We start from the raw sequence: 18570 nt of genomic DNA, 5'->3' as shown, positions 1-18570 counted from the left end.
CCCGGTCGGGGAGCCGGCGCGGGCCGCTCGACGGCTCACCAGGCGGAGTAACCGCCGTCGATCATCACCACCGAACCGGTCATGTACGACGCGGCATCGGATGCCAGGAAGGCCACCAACGATCCGATCTCCTCGGGGGCCCCGAGCCGACCCATCGGCGTGCGCCGCACCCAGTCGTCCCACCACTCGTCGGGGACGCCCTGCTTGGTCAGGTCGGTGCCGACGTAGCCGGGGGCGACCGCGTTGACGCGGATGTTCTGCTCGGCGAACTCGATGGCCAGCGACTTCACCGCCAGGTGCACGGCGCCCTTCGACGCGTTGTACGCGGCCTGGCGCTGAGGTGCGTTCGCGAGCTCGCCCGACATCGAGCCGATCGCGACGATCGATCCGCCGCGATCCTGCATGTGGCGGGCTGCCTCGCGGGCGCACCAGAAGGTTCCGGTCGCGTTGACGGCGAGCACCCGGTCCCAGGTCTCGCGCTCCAGCTCGAGGGAGGGCTGGTGGTTGGCGATCCCCGCCGAGGTCACCAGCACGTCGACGGACCCGAGGCGCTGCGCGACGTCCGCGAAGGCGGCTTCGACGGCGGCGGGGTCGGTCACATCGAGGTGCACGTACGACACCCGACCGTCGGGGAAGGAGGATGCCGCTTCCGTCCCGGCCTCGTCGAGGACGTCGGCGATCACGACGCGCGCACCGAACTCCACGAGGGCGGTCACGACCGCGAGGCCGATCCCCCGCGATCCTCCCGTGACCACCGCGACGCGATCCGTCAGCTCCAGCCGTTCCCGGTACATCATCGTCCCCCTTCGGCACTCCACCATGGAGCGCGAGTCCGCTAAGATGTAGCCATACTACATGGAAGGAGCTCGCGATGACCCTCGACGTCGAGCAGGCCAGCGAAGAGTCCACCGACACTCTCCTCGAGCGCATCACCCGGCAAGTGCCCCACCTGCGCCGTTCCGAGCAGAGGGTCGCCGCGATCGTCCTCGACGACCCCGTCAGCGCCGCGCAGTTCACGATGGCGGGTCTGGCCGAGGCCGCCGAAGTGAGCGAGCCCACGGTCATGCGCTTCTGCAGCTCCGTGGGGTGCGAAGGATTCCAGGACTTCAAGATCCAGCTGGCGCAGACCCTCGCCCTCGGTCTCCCGGTGACGCACTCGTCGATCACCGCCGACGACTCCCCGGGCGATGTGGCGGAGAAGATCTTCGACCACACCATCTCGAGCCTCGACCGCGCCCGGCGCACCCTCGCACCGGCGGCCGTCGAGAAGGCGATCGCCGCGATCCTGGATGCCAGCGACATCCTCTTCGTCGGCTTCGGCGCGAGCGGCGTGATCGCTCAGGACGCGCAGCAGAAGTTCCCCCTGTTCGGCGTGCCCTGCCAGGCGCCCGAGGACTTCCACCAGCAGTTCATCGCCGCCACCATGTCGGGCCCGCGCAGCGTCACCGTGGCGATCTCGAACACGGGCCACACCGAGCAGACCCTCACCGTCGCGCGCGCCGCGCACAAGGCCGGCGGAACCGTCATCTCGCTCACCGGGCGCACGAGCCCCCTGTCGGAGATGGCCGACGTCCCCCTGATCGTGCGCACGTTCGAGGACACCGACGTCTACACGCCGTCGACGAGCCGCCTCGCCGGCCTCGTCGTCATCGACATCCTCGCCACGGGCGTCGCCCTGCGCCGCTCCCCCGAGCACACCGCGGCCGTGCGGCGCATGAAGAGCGAGCTGGCGGCGATGCGCCAGTCCGACGACACCGGCGAGGACCCGTCGTGACCGCCACGGTCCTGGTGACCTCGCGCTCGTTCGGCTCGGGGGCGTTCGACGCCGCGGGGGCGCTCGCCGACGCCGGGTACCGGCTCGTCCGCGCCGGCTCCGCGCACCGGCTCGACGAGCTCGCCCCCCTGCTGGCCGAGGCGGACGGGTGGATCGCCGGAACCGGGCCGGTCACGGCCGCGCACCTCGAGCTCGCGCCGCGGCTGCGCGGCATCGCGCGCTACGGCGTGGGCGTCGACAACGTCGATCTGGTCGCCGCCGCCGCGCGCGGCATCCCCGTCACGAACACGCCGGGTGCGAACTCCGCCGCCGTGGCCGAGCACACCCTCGCCCTGCTGCTCACCGCTCTGCGCGGCATCCCGGCCGCCGACCGCCGGGTGCGGGCGGGCGACTGGTCGGGCCGTTCCGCGCGCGAGCTGTCGGCGCTCACGGTGGGAGTCGTGGGTCTCGGGCGCATCGGCCGCCTCGTCATCGAACGGCTTCGGGCGTTCGGAGCCACCGTCCTCGGTGCCGATCCCTGGGTCGATCCGTCCGACCCCCTGTTCGAGAGCGTGCAGCGCACCGATGTGGCGGAACTCGCGAGCCGCTGCGATGTCGTGACACTACACGCGCCCGGAGGGCAGACGGTGATCGACGAGCGATGGCTCGCGACCGACGAGCGCCCCGTGCTGCTGGTCAACACCGCGCGCGCCGACCTCGTCGACGAGGAGGCCGTGGCGCGCGCCGCGCGTCGCGGACGCGTGATCGCGTACGCCGCCGACACCCTCGCGACCGAGAATGTGGGCGAGACGGGGTCGCCCCTGCTGGCCGACGATCTCGCCGACCGCGTCGTGCTGACCGCGCACCTCGGAGCCCAGACGCGCGAGGGCGTCGACGGGATGGGGCGCATGGCGGTCGCCGACATGCTGGCCCTGCTGCGCGGGGCGACCCCCGCGCACCCCGTGCCCGCATGACTCCCTTCGTCCGGACGGCGATGGGCGACGTCGCCCCCGAGACCCTGGGGCGCGTCGACTACCACGAGCACCTGTTCCAGGTGTCGCCGCTCCTGCCCGGCGACGACCTCGACGACGAGGACGCCGCCCTCGAGGAGACGCGCCAGTTCGCGGCATCCGGATTCGAGACGATGGTGGATGCCACCCCCCTCGGCCTCGGGCGCCGTCCGGCGGCCACGCGGCGCATCGCCCGGGCAGCCGGGGTGACCGTGGTGCTGACGACCGGCCTGCACCGCCGCGAGCACTACCGCGACGGCGACCCCCTCCTCGACGCGGGGGTCGACGAGCTCGCCGCGGCGTTCGAAGCCGATCTCGTGGCGGGGGCGGCCGAGCCGGGCGGCGAGCGCGACCCGGCGGTGCGCGCCGGCGTGCTGAAGGCGGGCCTCGGCTACTGGCGCATCGACGCGCACTCCACCCGCACGATCGAGGCCGTCGGTCGCGCCCACGCCGCGACCGGCGCTCCCGTCATGGTGCACCTCGAGCACGGGACGGCGGCGTTCGAGGCGCTCGCGGCCCTCGATGCCGTGGGGGTCGCGGCCGACCGCGTGGCCCTGGCCCACATCGACCGCAATCCCGACCCCGTGCTCCACGCCGAGCTCGCGGCCACGGGCGCCTACCTCGGCTACGACGGTCCCGCGCGCGCCCGGGAGCACCCCGACGCGGTGATCCTCGACTGCCTCGTGCGAGCGGCGGAAGCCGGGGCCGCCCGCCGCATCCTCCTCGGCGGCGACGTCGCCCGCCGCACGCGGTACGCCGCATACGGCGGCATCCCGGGGCTGCGCTATCTCGGCGAGCGCTTCGTGCCGCGCCTGCGTCGCGAGGGCGGGGGCGACCTCGCCGATGCGGTGCTCCGGCGCAATCCCCAGGCCTGGCTCGCCTGGCGCTGACGACCGCGTACCCGGGCCGCGCTCCGTTGGGGGGAGCACGGCCCGGGGCCGGCGTCAACGCAGCGCGGGCCGTGCGACGGGCACGAGGTCGTTGGCCGAGCGCAGGACGGGCGCGCGGCCGAACGCCTCCGCGTCGAGGCCCGCGGGGGCGTCGATGCGGAAGACGGCCGACTCCCCCGGGAGCAGGGTGACGAGGGCGCGATCCACGCGCGCCGCGGGGTGCACCCGGTCGACCAGCAACGTGACGTCCTTCGCGACCGCGCGCGCAACGGCGGTCGCTTCGTAGCCGCCGTCGACGGCCCGCACGGATACCGACACGGGTTCGGGGTCGAGAGCGAGGGCGGGGTCCTCGGCGAAGAACCAGAACGCCCGTCCGCCGCCCGGCAGCTCCGCGACGAGTACCTCTTGCGCGGCGTCCTCGGTGGTGCGGACCTCCTCGGGCACCTCCAGGAGTGCCGCCGAGCGGGCGGTGACGCGCACGGGTCGTTCGACGCGCGCCCTCTCGACCCCGTCGAGGGTCAGGCGACGTAGCGCGACGGTCCCGGTCCACTCGTCGTCGTGGTCGTCGTGGAGCGCGAGCACGAGACCCTCCTCGTGCGGCTGGAACGACGCGAACCGGTCGGCGAACACGGCGCGCAGGGCGTGCCACAGTGGCTTCCGGTGGCCGTGGGAGTCGACCGCCGCCCACGAGATGACCGGCCAGCAGTCGTTGAGCTGCCAGACGATCGCCCCCTGATTGAGGGGGTGCAGCGACCGGAAGTGCGCGATGCCGAACGCCACCGCGCGGGCCTGGTTGAGCTGCGTCGCCCAGTGCCAGTCGTCGATCGTGCGGGGCGCGGCGATGTGGGACCCGAGCCCGCGTTCGAGCTTGCCGTTGCCGTCCACGGCCTTCTGATGCACGAGCATCAGGGGACCGTAGGGATCGGCGGGCTCGTCGTGCACGACCGAGAAGAGCGTCGACCACGCCGGCGGGCCCTGGAACCCGAACTCCGACACGAAGCGCGGGCGGTAGTCGCGGTAGACGTCGTAGTCGACCTGGTTCCACACGTCCCAGATGTGCGTGGTGCCATGCGCGGAGTCGTTCGGGTGCACGTACCTGCTGAACCCGTAGGGACTCCCGGGCGAGTAGGGGGTCGTGGGCGCCAGCTCGGCGACGACCCCGGGGAACAGCTCCTGGTAGTACCCCTCGCCCCACGTGGCACCGCGCAACCGCGGCCGCCACTTCCAGTCCACCCAGCCCCAGATGTTCTCGTTGCCCCCGTTCCACACCACGAGGCTCGCGTGCGGGGCCAGGCGCGTGACGTTGTCGCGCGCCTCGGCGGCGAACTCGTCCCACAGCTCGGGGTCCTCGCTGTACGCCGCGCACGCGAGGAGGAAGTCCTGCCAGACGAGGATGCCGTTCTCATCGGCGAGGTCGTAGAAGTCGTCGGACTCGTAGATGCCGCCGCCCCAGACGCGCAGGAGGTTCATGCCGGCGTCGGTCGTGTCGCGGAACCGCTCGGCGAGCCGTTCGCGGGTGATGCGGGAGAAGAAGGTGTCCTCGGGGATCCAGTTGGCCCCGCGCACGTAGACGCCGCGGCCGTTCAGCCGCACGACGAACGGGGCGCCGTCATCGTCGGGGGTCGTGTCGATCTCGACGGCACGGAAGCCGATGCGCTTCTCCCAGCGGTCCGGCCCGGCCGTGACGACGAGCGACGACAGCGCGGGCGCGCCGTATCCGCGCGGCCACCACAGCTCGGCATCCGGGATCACCGCCTCCAGCACGGCGCTCGTCGCCTCCGCCGCGACGACCGCCTCGAGGACGCTCCCCGCGACCTCGGCGCGCACGGCCACCTCGCCCGCGGCCTCGCGCTGCACCTCGACCTCGACGCGCAGGCGGCGCGGGTCGCCGCCGACGCCGGTCTGGGGGCGGACGGTGGCCAGACGGCATCCGCTCCACGCGTCGATGCCGATCAGGCGCCAGATCCCGCTCGTCACCAGCGCGGGGCCCCAGTCCCACCCGAAATTGCACGCCGACTTGCGGATCGCGTTGAAGGGATGCTCGTACGAGTGCGGACGTTCCCCGAGCACGGCCTCGCGCTCGCGGGCGTACGCGATCGGCGAGGCGAACTCCACGCGCAAGCGGTTCTCGCCCTCGCGCAGGATGCCGTCGACCCGCCAGCGGTACGTGCGGTGCTGATTGCGGGTCCGGGCGATCTCCACACCGTTCAGGGTCACGTGGGCGACGGTGTCGAGGCCCTCCGCGACGAGGTCGTGCACCGTCTCCCCGTCCGGGCTCCAGGTGAAGGTCGTCTCGTACGCCCAGGCGTTGTGCCCGATCCACGCCAGCAGCGCCTCGTTGTCGTCGACGTACGGGTCGGGGATGAGACCGGCGGCGAGGAGGTCGGTGTGCACGACGCCGGGCACGGTCGCGGGGATCGGATGCGCGGGGATCGCCGCGAACGACGCCGGGACGTCGCCGCCGGCGTGGTGGAGCATCCACCCGTCGGTGATTGCGGAAAAGCTCATCCTCCAGAAGTAGCACAACTACCTGTAGCAGCCCCATGTTGGCGTCCCGAGACGGGGAATTGCCTCCTCGTGCAACTTTCTTGTAGTCTCACTACTCAGCGACCGTCGCGGTCGCGCGTGAAGGAGATCCACTGATGTGCGCCGCTGCACGACCGGCCGAACCCGCCCGACTGTCGGTGGATGCCGCCCGCGGGCTGCTCGACGGACGGTCCGAGAGATACGAGAAGCGTCTCGGCGACCTCGCCGGGGTCTACCGCGACGGGGCCGCGTTCGTCGAAGCGCTCGGCCGCGATACCGGCGAGCCCGTGTACTGGGTCGAGAGCAGTACGCCCGAGACCGGGCGGGGCGCTCTGACGATCGGGCTGAGCGTGCTGCGTCCCGGCCGCATCGGCGACGAATTCGCGATGACGCGCGGGCACCTGCACGCGCAGTCCGAGTTCGCCGAGCTGTACTACGGCCTGTCCGGATCGGGCGTCATGCTGCTGGAGTCCGTCGACGGCGAGTCGCGCGCGCTGCCGATCGGCCCGGGCGTCGTCGTGCACGTTCCCGGCGGATGGGTGCACCGCAGCGTCAACGTCGGCGACGACACCCTCGTCACCCTCTTCGCCTACGCCACCGAAGCCGGTCAGGACTACGGGCTCATCTCCGACGCAGGCGGGATGCAGCAGCTCGTCGTCGCCGACGGCTCCGGGTGGACCACCCGGGCCAACCCCGACCACGGGGGCTACCGTGCCTGACGCAGACGCCGTCCTGGCCGACCTCGCCCGCCACATCGACATCAGCTGCGTCCAGGCGCAGCACGATCGCGACGACGTCGACGAGCTTGCGCGGCGCGCGGTGGCGGGCGGCTTCGTCAGCGCCCACGTGCTGCCGAACTGGCTGCCCCACCTCCGCGACCGCCTCGAAGGGAGCTCCGTGCTCGCCGGCTCGCCGGTCGCCTTCCCCAGCGGCGGCGCGACCACCGCGACCAAGGTCGCCGAGGCGACCGAACTGCTCGAGCTCGGCGCACAGGAGCTCGACGTCGTCGTCGCGATCGGGCGCCTGCGCTCCGGCGACGGCGCATACGTGGAGCGCGAGCTCGCCGCGGTCGCCGAGGTCGTCGACGGCCGGGTTCCGCTGCGCGCGATCCTCGAGGTCGGGCGCCTCGACGACGACGACATCCGCCGCGGCGTCGACGCCGCCGTGGCGGCCGGCATCCCGTGGATCAAGACGGGAACCGGGTGGTCGGGCGTGCCCACCTCTCTCGCCCACATCCGCCTGATCGCCGACCGCGCAGCCGGCCGCGCCGCGCTGAAGGCGGCCGGCGGCATCCGCGACATCGACACCGTCCGCGAGATGGCCCGGCTCGGGGTCACCCGCTTCGGCATGAACGCCGACGCCGCCCTCATCGCCGTCTCGGCCTCGAAGGAGAAGCCATGACCTTTCCCACCCTCACCGCCGACACGCTGCGTCCGGCGACCGTGCCGACGCTGTACTTCATCGGCGTCACCACGGGGCGCTCGTCCATCCAGCACGTCTTCCCGCTGTGGGCCGAGCACCTCGGACTGACGGATGCCGTGCTGCAGGGCATCGACCTGCCGCTGCACGCGCCCGCCGAGGACTACCGCCGCGTCGTGCGCTTCATCGCCGAGGATCCGCTGAGCCTCGGCGCTCTGGTGACCACGCACAAGATCGACCTGTACGCCGCGTGCCGCGACCTGTTCGACGAGGTCGACCCGTTCGCTTCGCTCATGGGCGAGACGAGCTGCCTGTCCAAGCGCGACGGCCGGCTCGTGTGCCACGCCAAGGACCCCATTTCCAGCGGACTCGCGCTCGACGCCTTCCTGCCCGACGGGTTCTGGGCCGGCGGCCCGGCCGACGCGCTGCTGCTGGGGGCGGGCGGCTCCACCATCGCCATCAGCTGGTACCTGTCGCAGCGCGAACGCGGGCTCGATCGCCCGGCCCGCATCGTCGTCACCAACCGCTCGGCCGGTCGCCTCGACCACCTGCGCGAGATCCACGCCTCGCTGCCGACCGACACCCGGTTCGAGTATTACCTGACCCCCACCCCCGCCGACAACGCCCGCGTGCTGGCCGACCTCGCACCGCGATCGCTCGTCGTGAACGCGACGGGCCTCGGCAAGGACGCCCCGGGCTCGCCTCTGCCGGATGACGCGGTCTTCCCGCAGGACGGCGTAGCGTGGGACCTCAACTACCGCGGGGACCTGGTGTTCCTCGACCAGGCTCGCGCGCAGTCCGATGCCCGCGCCCTGCGCGTGGAGGATGGGTGGATCTACTTCGTGCACGGATGGACGCAGGTCATCGCCGAGGTGTTCGACGTCGACATCCCCACCTCCGGGCCCGCTTTCGAGCGGCTGAGCGACCTCGCCCTGGCCACGCGCTGACCGATGGGGCCGCTCGCTCTCGCCCTCGACCTCGGCACCGGGGGCTGCAAGGCCTCGCTGTGGTCGGCGGACGGCCGGTCGCTGTCGGAGACGGTGGTGACCTACGCCACCTCCCACCCCGCGCCGGGTCGCGCCGAACAGCGACCCGAGGACTGGTGGGATGCCGTGACCGTGGCCACGCGCACCGTGCTGGCGGCGGTACCCGGCGCTCGTGACGCCGTGATCGGCATCGCGCTGTCGGGGCAGAGCCTGGGTGTCGTGCAGGTCGACGCGCGCGGCGGACTGGTCTCGCAGACGACCCCGATCTGGTCGGACACCCGCGGCCGCAGCGCCGACGTCTTCGAGCGCATCGACGAGGACTCCTGGTACCTGCGCACCGGCAACGGCTTCGGCGCCGCGCTGTACCCCGTGTTCAAGGCGCGGACGATGCAGCGCGAGGACCCCGAGCAGTGGTCGCGCACCCGATGGCTGCTCGGCTCGAAGGATTGGATCACGCTCCGCCTCACGGGTGAGATCGCCACCGATCACTCCATGGCATCCGGCACCGGCGCCTACGACCTCACCACGGGCGCGTACGACGACGAGGTGCTCGAGGCGACGGGCATCGACCGCTCGCTGTTCGCCGCCCCGCGCGAGGCGGCCGAGGTCGTCGGCACGCTCCGCCCGGAGGCCGCCGAGGCGCTCGACCTTCCCGCGGGGGTCGCCGTGCACGCCGGCGCAGTCGACAACGCGGCGATGGCGCTCGGTTCCCGCGGAACGCGGGAGGGTCGCCTCTACGCGGCGCTCGGATCGTCGAGCTGGATGACGGTGACCTCCCGCGCGCCGGTGGTCGACGTCGCCACCCGCCCCTACGTCTTCCGCCATGCCGTTCCCGGCCTGCACGTCAGCGCGCTGTCGACCTTCAGCAGCGGGACGACTCTGACGTGGCTGCGCGACCTGCTCGCGCCGGGCGGCGACATCGGCGAGCTCATCGACCGCGCCGACGGCAGCCCCCGCGGCGCGCGCGGGGCGGTCCTCGTGCCGACGCTCGCGGGCGGCACGCCGCTCGAGGGCGGCAGCGGCGTGCGCGGCGCGCTCACCGGTCTCGAGCTGGGCACCGGCACCTCCGACCTCGTCCGCGCGTGCCTCGAGGGCGTGGCCTTCGCCCTCGACCGGAGCCTGCGCCACATCCGCGCGCTCGGCGGTCTGCCCGGCGACGCCGATCTGCTGGTGTCGGGCGGCGGCAGCCGGTCACCCCTGTGGAACCGCATCTACGCCGACGTGCTCGGCACCCCGCTGCTGCGCACCTCCGTCGACCAGCAAGCCGCGACGCTCGGCGCTGCAGCGCTCGTCTTCGTCGGTTCCGGCACGTGGAGCTCGTTCGACGCCGTCGACGACGCGCACGAGGAGCTCGAGCGCATCGTCCCCGACCCCGCCGGCGTCGCCGCCTACGACGCGCTCCGCGAGCGCTTCGCCGCCGCGTCCGACGCCGCCGCCCTGTTCGCCCGAACCCTCCCCGCGAAAGAGATCCCATGACCTCCCTCCCCCTCGTCGTCATCACCGGCGCCAGCTCCGGGATCGGCGCCGCGACCGCGCGCGCCTTCTCGGCCGCCGGCCACCCCCTGCTGCTCATCGCCCGCCGCCTCGCGCCGATGGCCGCCCTCGAGCTGCCGGATGCCGAGCTCGTCGAGGCCGACGTGACCGACACCGCCGCCGTGTCCGCCGCCCTCGCCCGCACCGAGGAGCGCTTCGGCCCGGTCGACCTGCTCGTGAACAACGCCGGCCTGATGGCGCTGTCCGCGGTGGCGGAGCAGGACCCGGCGCTCGTGCAGGAGCAGTTCGACGTCAACTGCGTGGCCCTGGTGAAGAACTCGCAGCTCGTTCTCCCCGGTATGCAGCAGCGCGGCCGCGGCACCATCGTCAACATCGGCTCCATCGCGGGCAAGCAGCTCTACGACAACCACGTCGTCTACAACGGCACCAAGTACGCCGTCCACGCCATGACCGAGGGCCTGCGTCGCGAGAACGCCGCCCACGGTGTGCGCGTCCTGCTCGTGGCGCCGGGCATGGTCGACACCGGCCTGCTCGGTAACACCGGCGAGGGAGACGTGCTCGACGGCTACAACGCGTACAAGAAGAGCATCGGCGGGGGTCTCGTGCCCGACGACATCGCCGCGGCGATCCTCACCGCCTACCAGCAGCCGCAGCACGTGAGCTTCCGCGAGATCGTCGTGGCGCCCACCTCGCAGGACGCGTGAGGTGACGACCATGCTGAACGGCAGCCGCATCGTGCCCGTCGTCGTGCTCGACGACGCCTCCTTCGCCCCCGACCTCGCCGACGCCCTGGCCGCGGGCGGCATCCCGTGCGCCGAGATCACCCTGCGCACCCCCGCCGCCCTCGAGGCGATCCGCGCGATCGCCGGCCGCTCGGACTTCGCGGTCGGAGCCGGCACCGTCACCACCGTCGCCCAGGTCGACGCGGCGGTCGACGCCGGGGCGACGTATCTCGTCTCGCCCGGCTTCGACGACGCCGTCGCCGAGCGCGCCGCCGCGCGCGGGGTACCGCTCGTGCCCGGTATCGCGACGGCCACCGAGATCCAGCGGGCCGTGGCCGCGGGCCTGGACCACCTCAAGGTCTTCCCGGCCGCGGCCGTGGGCGGCCCCGCGGCCCTGAGGGCCTTCGCGGGTCCGTTCCCCGACGTGCGGTTCCTCCCCTCCGGCGGGGTGTCGGCGGCCAACGCGGGCGAGTACCTCGCGCTGCCGTCGGTGTTCGCCGTCAGCGGGTCGTGGATGGTTCCCGCCGCCGCCCTGTCTGCCCGGGACGCCGAGACCGTGCGCGCGCTCTCGGCGGAGGCCACCGCGGCGATCGGCGTCCCCGCGGCCTGAACCCCGTTCCGCGCCCTCTCGCGCGCCGACGCCCCGGCACGCGAGAGGGCGCATCGGTGCGCCCACACGCCCGCCGCGTCCCGTCGAATACGTAGCGTTACTACCTTCACTACCTCGCGCAACGCAGCCTCTTCCGCGTTATTCCGCCACTTGCTTCTCCCGCGATGAACGCATAGCCTCACTCTCGTCACCCCTGGCGTAGCAGGACTACATTCTCACGTGGCTCCTCGCGCCATCCCCGCATCAATGGCGATAGGAGATCCCATGAGTCGACGGCGCACAGCCCTCGCCCTCACGGCGGCGACCAGCGTCGTCGCCAGCGCCCTGCTCCTCCCGACCGCGGCGTCCGCGGCCGACGAGCAGCGCACCGTCACCGTCCACCTCGATCAGACGGTGCAGGAGGACTACCTCGGCGTCGGCGTCAACGTGATCCCGTGGAGCCTGCTCGAGGGCACGACGAAGTACGGCTACGACGACGCCGACTGGGAGGTCGACGTCGAGCGCATCCAGACGCTGCGGCCGAAGGTGGCGCGCGTGTGGTTCCAGATCGACTGGATGGAGCTCAAGAAGGGGCAGTACGACTTCGAGAGCCCCGAGATGCAGGCGTTCTATCGCTATCTCGACGCCTTCAAGAACGCGGGCACCGAGATCGAGCTGAACTTCGGATGGAAGGTCGGCGAGCGCGTCCACGACTGGTTCACGATCCCGGGCGCCCCCGACCCGTACATCTCGGCACCGGCCGACCTGCCGGCCTACGGCGCCTCGGCGTCCGCGCTGCTGCAGAACCTCTTCGACCGCGGTTACGACAACGTCGACTATCTGACGTTCTACAACGAGCCCAACGGCAGCTGGGACTTCTGGGCGCCCGGCGACGAGAAGGCCTACTACGCCGATATGGCGCGCGCCGTGAGCGACCGGCTGACGGCCGACGGCCTGCGCGACGACGTGCAGATCTGGGGCCCGGAGGAGGTCAACGCGGTCGCGTGGACCCAGTACATGGCCGAGAACGCCGGCGACGTGTTCGACCAGTACTCGTTCCACCTGTACGGCGAGTCGTACGACGCGATGGGGGATGCCATCGCCCAGCGTCGCGCGGTGATCGGCGACGCCCCGCTGAACCTCTCGGAGATGGGGTGGACCAACCCCGGCACGAGCGTGTGGGAGACCGGGTACGCCAACTACATCGTCCGCAGCGCCAACGACGGCGTGCACTCGAACCTCATCTGGCAGCTCAACGGCGTCATGACCGGCGACCCCGCCGGCGACACGAACGGCTCCTACAACCTGTGGGATTCGCTCATCCTCGGCCTCGCGCCCACGGCCGCGTTCTACGAGGCCGGACCGTTGATGCGCTACGTCCCGGCGCACAGCACCGTGCTCGGCACCGAGGTGTCGGATGACGACGTGCGTGCCACGGCGTTCCGCGCTCCGGACGGTGAGCTGACGGTTCTCGTCGAGACGCAGGAGGGTGCCTCGAAAGACGTGCGCGTACAGTTCGAGGGCGGCGACGCCACCGACGACTTCACCCGCATCCCCTACACCGATGCGATCGCGCAGCCCGAAGACAACGCGCTGCTGCCGGCCTCGACCGGCACGCTCACGCCCACGGGCAACGCCTTCACCGACGACACCGTCGGCGCCGAACACAGCTACGCCATCTACACCACTGCGCCGGCGGCCACGCAGGTCGCGATGACCCCCGTGCGCTCCGAGGTCGCCGGCGGCGGCCAGGTGCAGCTCGACGCGAGCGTGATCGACGGCACCGGCACGCCCACCTGGTCGATCGTGGGCGACGACAACGGCAGCGTGGATGCGAACGGCGTCTTCACCGCTCCCGCGGTCGACACCGAGCGCAGCGTCGCGGTGCGCGCCACCCTCCCCGACGGGGAGTACGGCGTCGCCCTGGTCGAGGTGACCCCGTCGAGCACGGCGGGCGTCACCGACGCCCCGGTGTTCAGTCTGCCCGGCGGCATGTACCCGTCCATCGAGGCCGTGACGATCACCAGCGGCACTCCGGACGCGCAGATCTACTACACGACCGACGGCAGCGAGCCCACGGCATCCTCCCCCGCGTACACCGGGCAGATCTTCCTCGAACCGCTCAAGACGACCTATCTGCGGGCCGTCGCGATCGCCCCGGGCGACAGCGCCTCGGGCGTGACGTCGCGGCTATACAAGGTGCTCGACGTGCAGAACGCACCCGACGGGTACGCGTTCTGCCAGTACGCCGACGGCGGCACGTGCGTCTTCGACGGCGAGGCGAACGTGGCCTTCGGCTCCGCGGGACAGTTCGTGTTCGGCACCTTCACCGACGGCGTCGACTGCACCGTCGCGTCGTTCGGCTCCGACCCGAACCCGGGCGGCGACAACCGGTGCTTCGTCAACCCCGACGTGTCGGAGGAGCCGCCGCTGGTGAGCATCCTCAACGCCGGGTTCGAGCGTCCCGCGACCGGCGGGACGGCGAACGGTCCGATGGTGAACGGCTGGACGTTCAGCGCTCGCGCCGGCATCCAGCACAACAACAGCGTGTTCGTCCCCGCCTCGCCCGCCCCGCAGGGCGAGCGCACCGCGTACCTGAAGAGCGACTCGGGGCTGGCGAGTCGCATCGACCAGACCGTGGTGTTCCCGGCCGGCACCTACGCGATCACGTTCGCCGCGGCGAACCGCGTCGGCTTCGGCGGGCAACAGGAGTTCGACGTGCAGGTCGACGGGCAGACGCTCGGTCACTACGTCCCGGTGGGCGGCGACTACCGGTACTACGAGACGGAGCCGTTCACCGTGACGCAGGGCGAGCACACGATCTCGTTCGTGGCGACCACCACCGAGGGCGACAACACCGGATTCGTCGACGACATCCGCGTGGTCGCCGCCGACGACACCCCGTCCGACACGACGGCCCCCACCGTGACGGTCAAGCAGGGTGCCGAGTTCACGCAGGGCACGGCCGAGGCCTACGACAAGGTGAGCTTCAAGCTGTACGACGCCGGCAAGATCGATCGCGCCACCATCAACGGTGTCGTGAAAGACCTCGTCGACAACGAGTGGTCCGACGTGAACTTCGTCGCACCGGGCGTCTTCGGCGCCGTCTCGGGCGACAACACGATGGTCGTGCAGGATGCCGCCGGCAACACCACCACGGTGGAGTTCCGCCTGCGCTGACCTGCGCTCGCTCGGAGCCCGCTCGCGCCTCGGCGCGGGCGGGCTCTCGCGCGACGACCCCTCGCCGGGGAGGTCGTCGGAGGAACGCCGTCAGGCCCGGCCGCTGTCAACGCCCGCGCGCCGACCGCCGATGTCGACCTACCGTGCCGCCATGGCAGTGAACCGACTCTGGCTCGTCCGACACGGTGAGAGCGACGGGAACGTCGCCGCATCCCAGGCGGAACGCGACGGCTCGCCGGTGATCGCGCTCGACACCCGCGACGCCGATGTGCAGCTCTCCCCGGTCGGACGTGAACAGGCCGAGGCGCTCGGCACGTGGCTCCGCGGGGTCGAGTCGAGCATCGACGAGTACTGGTCGTCGCCCTACCACCGCGCCCTGCAGACCCTGTCGATAGCGAGCGGATCCCCCGCGCCGAACGCGCTCGTCGACGAACGACTCCGCGACCGCGAACTCGGCATCCTCGACCTGCTCACCGCGAAGGGCGTCGAGGAATTGCATCCGGAGGAGGCCGCGCGCAGACGGCACCTCGGCAAGTTCTTCCACCGACCCCCGGGCGGGGAGTCATGGGCCGACGTCGCTCTGCGGCTGCGATCGTTCCTCGGCGAGGCCCTCGATCGACCCGGGCCGACCGTGCTCGTCGTCGCGCACGACGCGGTCATCATGCTGATGCTCTACGTGCTGCTCCCCCTCGACGAGGCGAAGCTGCTGGCGTTCGCCTCCACGCACACGGTGCGCAACGCGTCCGTGACCGAGCTCGTGCGGGGCGACGAGGGGTGGGAGCTGGTCTCCTTCTCGGCCGTCGACCACCTCGAGAGCGAGGGCGCCGATGTCACCGTGCACTCCGGAGAAGACGATGCCTGACAAGAACGTGCCCGCGAAGACCATGCCCGAACCCGTCACCCTGGCGTTCCTCCGCGCGTGGGGCGTGCCCGACCCGGGCGGCTCGAAGAAGTCGCGCGGGCAGATCGTCGTGGTCGGCGGGTCCCGCCGCTCCCCCGGCGGCGTGCTGCTGTCGGCCGAGGCCGCACTGCGCGTGGGAGCGGGTCGCGTCGGCATCGCGGCGCCCGCCGGAGTCGCCGCCGGCCTCGGCACCGCGATGCCCGAAGCCGGCGTCTACGAGCTGCCCACCGGTTCGGATCCCGTCGACGCTTCCCTGCACTCGGCGCTCGACTCCGCGGACGCCGTGCTCCTGGGCCCCGGTTTCGACGACCCGGATGCAACCCGCGCGGCGCTGCACGCCGTGGCCGAAGCCGAGGTGGCCCGGCTCGTGCTCGACGCGTTCGCGCTCGGCATCCTGCCCTCCTTCGATCGCGGCCTGCTGCCGCCCGACCTGCTGATCAACGCGAACGAGGAGGAGGCCGAGCTGCTGCTCGAGCGAGACCTCGGCCGCGACCGCGCGGCCGACATCTCCGAGATCGCCGAGCGCTACGACGCCGTGGTGCACTGCTTCGGCACGGTCGCGCATCCCGACGGCCGCTGCTGGCAGGCCGAGCCCGGCGGGTCGGGACTCGGCACGGCGGGCAGCGGCGACGTGCTGTCCGGCGCGATCGTGGGCCTCGCCGCGCAGGGGATGGATGCCGAGCGCGCGGCCGTGTGGGGCGGATGGACGCACGCGCGCGCCGGAGACCGGTTGACCGAGCGCGTCGGCATCGGCTTCCTCGCGCGCGACCTGCTACCCGAGCTCACGGCCGTGCTGCACGAGAGCTGAGGGCGGCGACCCGGGCGGACGGGCGTCGTCGTCAGTGTCGACCGCTGTTGCGGTCCCACTCGAGCGAACGGTACTGCAGGTAGGTGCAGAGGTTGGCGGCGACGACGATCTCGGCCCCCAGTGCGCCCATCTCGTGGGGCGGTGCCGTCAGATCCTCCGGTCGGGCCGTGAGGGTCATCTCCCACGCCGGGTCGTCGAAACCGCGAGGCTCCATGTAGATGCTGGCGCGCGCCTTGCGCAGTCGCATGATGACGAGACCCGTGTCATTGGTGCGTTCGCCGTCCTGCTGCGCGACCACGATGTCGGCGCCATTGCTGTTGCCGGCCGCGAGGAAATCGTCGACCCATTCCTGCAGAACGGCGGCGTTGCGTCGGGGCGGAAAAGGGATCTCCTCGGTCACGCATTCATCCTCTCATTGAAACCACTTTCCGGGAGTTCGCGCGGTTCGCACCGACGACCGCCGAACAATCTGCGGCATCGGACTCGCGTATCTGTCCTGCCTGTGCCGATCCCGTCACACGATCATGCCGTCGGCCGGCGGAAGCGGAAGGCTCTCACCCCGCGGTGCCGGGAGAGGCCTCGTCGCCGGGGTGCACGCCGCTCGAGAGACGGACCGCTCGATCGGCCCCCGCCTAGGCTGATCGGTGTGAGCAACGCCGCCGCGGGACCAGCCGGGCCCGTCGGGCCGGCGGAAGTCCTGCGCACGCCGGCATTCGCGCTGTTCTGGAGCGCGACGACCCTCCGCGCCTTCGGCACGGCGATCGCCGGGGTCGCCTTTCAGGTCCTCATCGTCACGGTCATCCAGGCGACGCCGATGCAGATCAGCATCCTGAGCGCCCTGGGTGTCGTGCCGTACCTCTTCCTCGGGCTCATCATCGGCGCCCTCATGGACCGGTGGCGACGCCAGCCCACGCTGGTGCTGACGAGCGTCGGCCGGGCGGTGGTGCTCGCGACGATCCCCGTGCTCCTGCTCACCGACACGTTGACGTTCTCATCGCTCGCGGTCGTCGTCCTGGCGCTGGGCGTCCTCACGCTGTTCGCCGATTCCGCGGCGCAACCGCTTCTGCCCCATCTGGTCGCCCGGCGGTCCCTCGTCATGGCGAACGCCCGCCTCGGGCAGAGTGCGACCGTCGCCGGCACAGCCGGCCCCGCCCTCGGCGGCGCGTTGCTCACCCTCGTGGGCGCGCCGGTGCTGTTCCTCGTCGAGGCGGGCCTGCTCGCGGTCTCGGCGCTGCTGCAGTCGCGTATCCGCGTGACCGAGACGCGGGCCGAGCCCCGCCCGCTCGGTCGCCATCTCGGTCACGACATCGTCGAGGGAGTGCGGTACACCTACCGGCATCGCACGCTCCGCCCGCTCGCCCTCTCTGTGCACACGTGGTTCCTCGCGCACAGCATCGTGACGACGCTCTTCGGCGTCTTCACGCTGCGGGAGCTCGGCGTGCCGGAGTGGGCGTTCGGCCTGATCCTCGCCGTCGGCGGGGTCGGCGGCTTCCTCGGCGCGGTCGTCGCCCCCCGCATCGGCGCGCGCCTGGGGGCCGGACGTGCGATTCTCCTCGGGCGCACCCTCACCGTCGCACCCTGGCTGGCGCTGGCGCTCCTCCCCCTCACCGCGACGACGTCCCTCGCGCTTCTCCTGCCCCTGCTCGCCGCCGTGCAGTTCCTCTACGCCCTCTCGCAGGGGATCGAGGATGCCAACGAGATGGGCTATCGACAGGCCGTCGCCCCCGATTTCCTACAGGGCCGGATGAACTCGACCATCCGCACCGCCAACCGCGTCATCTTCTTCTTCGGAGCGCTCTCCGCCGGCTTCCTCGTGACCCTCTTCGGCTATCCCGTCGCCCTCGGCGTGGCCGCGATCGTCTTCGCCGTCGCCGCCCTCGTCATCCTCTTCTCGCCCCTCCATCGGGCGCGACACGATGACGACCACGGCGTCCCGGGTGCTTCCGCCTAGCGCCTCGTGCTCTTTCGGCTTCGCATCTCGCTCGCATCCTGCAAGGCTGCGGGGATGCGAGGTTCAGTGTGGGGGCTGCTCACGGCGGCGATCGGAATGACCATCATCGTGCTGCTGATCATCGACGGCACCGCGTACGGCATCTGGCTCGACGAGATCGGTCCTTCCCTCGACATCGCCGAGCAAGCCGCTGCCCCCACGATCGTGCTCCCCGGACTGATCGGGCTCTTGGCGATCGCGCTCATCGTCGGGGGCCTGGCCGTCGGGCTGACCATTCCCCGCGGCCAGAGGGATGACAGGGCTCGCTGAGTCGAGTCACACCTCACGCCCGGCGACGACGA

At 71.8% G+C, this 18570-nt stretch carries 17 protein-coding genes; 14 read left to right on the top strand and 3 right to left on the bottom strand.

The annotated features are described in order from the left end of the window. Positions 1-35: 35 nt before the first annotated feature. Entirely contained in the window at positions 36-797 is a 762-nt protein-coding gene (locus AB0N80_RS05995) for an SDR family oxidoreductase (protein ID WP_315993455.1), read from the bottom strand. 74 nt (positions 798-871) lie between these two features. Here AB0N80_RS05995 and AB0N80_RS05990 point away from each other — a divergent pair, with 74 nt between their 5' ends. From AB0N80_RS05990 to AB0N80_RS05980, 3 genes are read left to right on the top strand one after another with little or no spacing between them, the layout of a single operon-like run. Next, a complete protein-coding gene (locus tag AB0N80_RS05990; protein ID WP_315993456.1) occupies positions 872-1774 on the top strand; it encodes an SIS domain-containing protein in 903 nt (300 codons plus the stop codon). Continuing rightward, entirely contained in the window at positions 1771-2727 is a 957-nt protein-coding gene (locus AB0N80_RS05985; protein WP_363578130.1) for an NAD(P)-dependent oxidoreductase, read from the top strand. The genes AB0N80_RS05990 and AB0N80_RS05985 overlap by 4 nt, the downstream gene beginning before the upstream one ends. Next, the gene (locus AB0N80_RS05980; protein WP_363578128.1) at positions 2724-3653 is read left to right on the top strand and encodes an aryldialkylphosphatase; all 930 of its coding nucleotides are present in this window, start codon (positions 2724-2726) and stop codon (positions 3651-3653) included. The genes AB0N80_RS05985 and AB0N80_RS05980 overlap by 4 nt, the downstream gene beginning before the upstream one ends. Before the next feature lie 54 nt (positions 3654-3707). Here AB0N80_RS05980 and AB0N80_RS05975 read toward each other — a convergent pair whose 3' ends face one another. Further along, positions 3708-6161 carry a glycoside hydrolase family 2 protein gene (locus AB0N80_RS05975; RefSeq protein WP_363578126.1) on the bottom strand — a complete coding sequence of 818 codons (2454 nt, stop codon included), beginning with the start codon at positions 6159-6161 and terminating at the stop codon, positions 3708-3710. A 134-nt stretch (positions 6162-6295) separates the two neighbouring features. Here AB0N80_RS05975 and AB0N80_RS05970 point away from each other — a divergent pair, with 134 nt between their 5' ends. From AB0N80_RS05970 to AB0N80_RS05930, 9 genes are all read left to right on the top strand, one after another. Continuing rightward, positions 6296-6898 (top strand): glucose-6-phosphate isomerase family protein, encoded by a 603-nt coding sequence (locus tag AB0N80_RS05970; protein WP_315993460.1) that lies wholly within the window; start codon positions 6296-6298, stop codon positions 6896-6898. Then, the gene (gene deoC / locus AB0N80_RS05965; protein WP_363578124.1) at positions 6891-7580 is read left to right on the top strand and encodes a deoxyribose-phosphate aldolase; all 690 of its coding nucleotides are present in this window, start codon (positions 6891-6893) and stop codon (positions 7578-7580) included. The genes AB0N80_RS05970 and deoC overlap by 8 nt, the downstream gene beginning before the upstream one ends. After that, complete coding sequence (locus AB0N80_RS05960; RefSeq protein ID WP_363578122.1) at positions 7577-8545, top strand: shikimate dehydrogenase; 969 nt, start codon at positions 7577-7579, stop codon at positions 8543-8545. The genes deoC and AB0N80_RS05960 overlap by 4 nt, the downstream gene beginning before the upstream one ends. A 3-nt stretch (positions 8546-8548) precedes the next feature. Beyond that, the gene (locus tag AB0N80_RS05955; RefSeq protein ID WP_363578120.1) at positions 8549-10060 is read left to right on the top strand and encodes an FGGY family carbohydrate kinase; all 1512 of its coding nucleotides are present in this window, start codon (positions 8549-8551) and stop codon (positions 10058-10060) included. Further along, entirely contained in the window at positions 10057-10782 is a 726-nt protein-coding gene (locus tag AB0N80_RS05950) for an SDR family oxidoreductase (RefSeq protein ID WP_363578118.1), read from the top strand. The genes AB0N80_RS05955 and AB0N80_RS05950 overlap by 4 nt, the downstream gene beginning before the upstream one ends. 10 nt (positions 10783-10792) lie before the next feature. Beyond that, positions 10793-11410 carry a bifunctional 4-hydroxy-2-oxoglutarate aldolase/2-dehydro-3-deoxy-phosphogluconate aldolase gene (gene eda, locus AB0N80_RS05945; RefSeq protein ID WP_363386710.1) on the top strand — a complete coding sequence of 206 codons (618 nt, stop codon included), beginning with the start codon at positions 10793-10795 and terminating at the stop codon, positions 11408-11410. A 264-nt stretch (positions 11411-11674) separates the two neighbouring features. Then, entirely contained in the window at positions 11675-14569 is a 2895-nt protein-coding gene (locus tag AB0N80_RS05940; protein ID WP_363578116.1) for a chitobiase/beta-hexosaminidase C-terminal domain-containing protein, read from the top strand. A gap of 151 nt (positions 14570-14720) precedes the next feature. Next, a complete protein-coding gene (locus tag AB0N80_RS05935; protein ID WP_363386716.1) occupies positions 14721-15431 on the top strand; it encodes a histidine phosphatase family protein in 711 nt (236 codons plus the stop codon). Continuing rightward, the gene (locus tag AB0N80_RS05930) at positions 15424-16278 is read left to right on the top strand and encodes an ADP/ATP-dependent (S)-NAD(P)H-hydrate dehydratase (RefSeq protein ID WP_363578114.1); all 855 of its coding nucleotides are present in this window, start codon (positions 15424-15426) and stop codon (positions 16276-16278) included. The genes AB0N80_RS05935 and AB0N80_RS05930 overlap by 8 nt, the downstream gene beginning before the upstream one ends. A gap of 31 nt (positions 16279-16309) precedes the next feature. On the opposite strand, the gene AB0N80_RS05925 is transcribed toward AB0N80_RS05930, so the two are convergent. Continuing rightward, positions 16310-16678: a hypothetical protein gene (locus AB0N80_RS05925; protein ID WP_315993469.1), complete on the bottom strand. Its 369-nt coding sequence runs from the start codon at positions 16676-16678 to the stop codon at positions 16310-16312. Positions 16679-16924: 246 nt separating this feature from the next. Between AB0N80_RS05925 and AB0N80_RS05920 the strand changes: the two genes are divergently transcribed. Continuing rightward, positions 16925-18229 carry an MFS transporter gene (locus AB0N80_RS05920; RefSeq protein WP_363578112.1) on the top strand — a complete coding sequence of 435 codons (1305 nt, stop codon included), beginning with the start codon at positions 16925-16927 and terminating at the stop codon, positions 18227-18229. 54 nt (positions 18230-18283) lie between these two features. After that, the gene (locus AB0N80_RS05915) at positions 18284-18538 is read left to right on the top strand and encodes a hypothetical protein (protein ID WP_363386723.1); all 255 of its coding nucleotides are present in this window, start codon (positions 18284-18286) and stop codon (positions 18536-18538) included. The last annotated feature ends 32 nt before the right edge of the window (positions 18539-18570 follow it).

Origin of the sequence: Microbacterium sp. NPDC089188 (genome assembly GCF_040685155.1) — a bacterium.
Lineage (GTDB): Bacteria > Actinomycetota > Actinomycetes > Actinomycetales > Microbacteriaceae > Microbacterium > Microbacterium galbum.
This window is presented reverse-complemented; position numbering and strand designations above follow the sequence as displayed.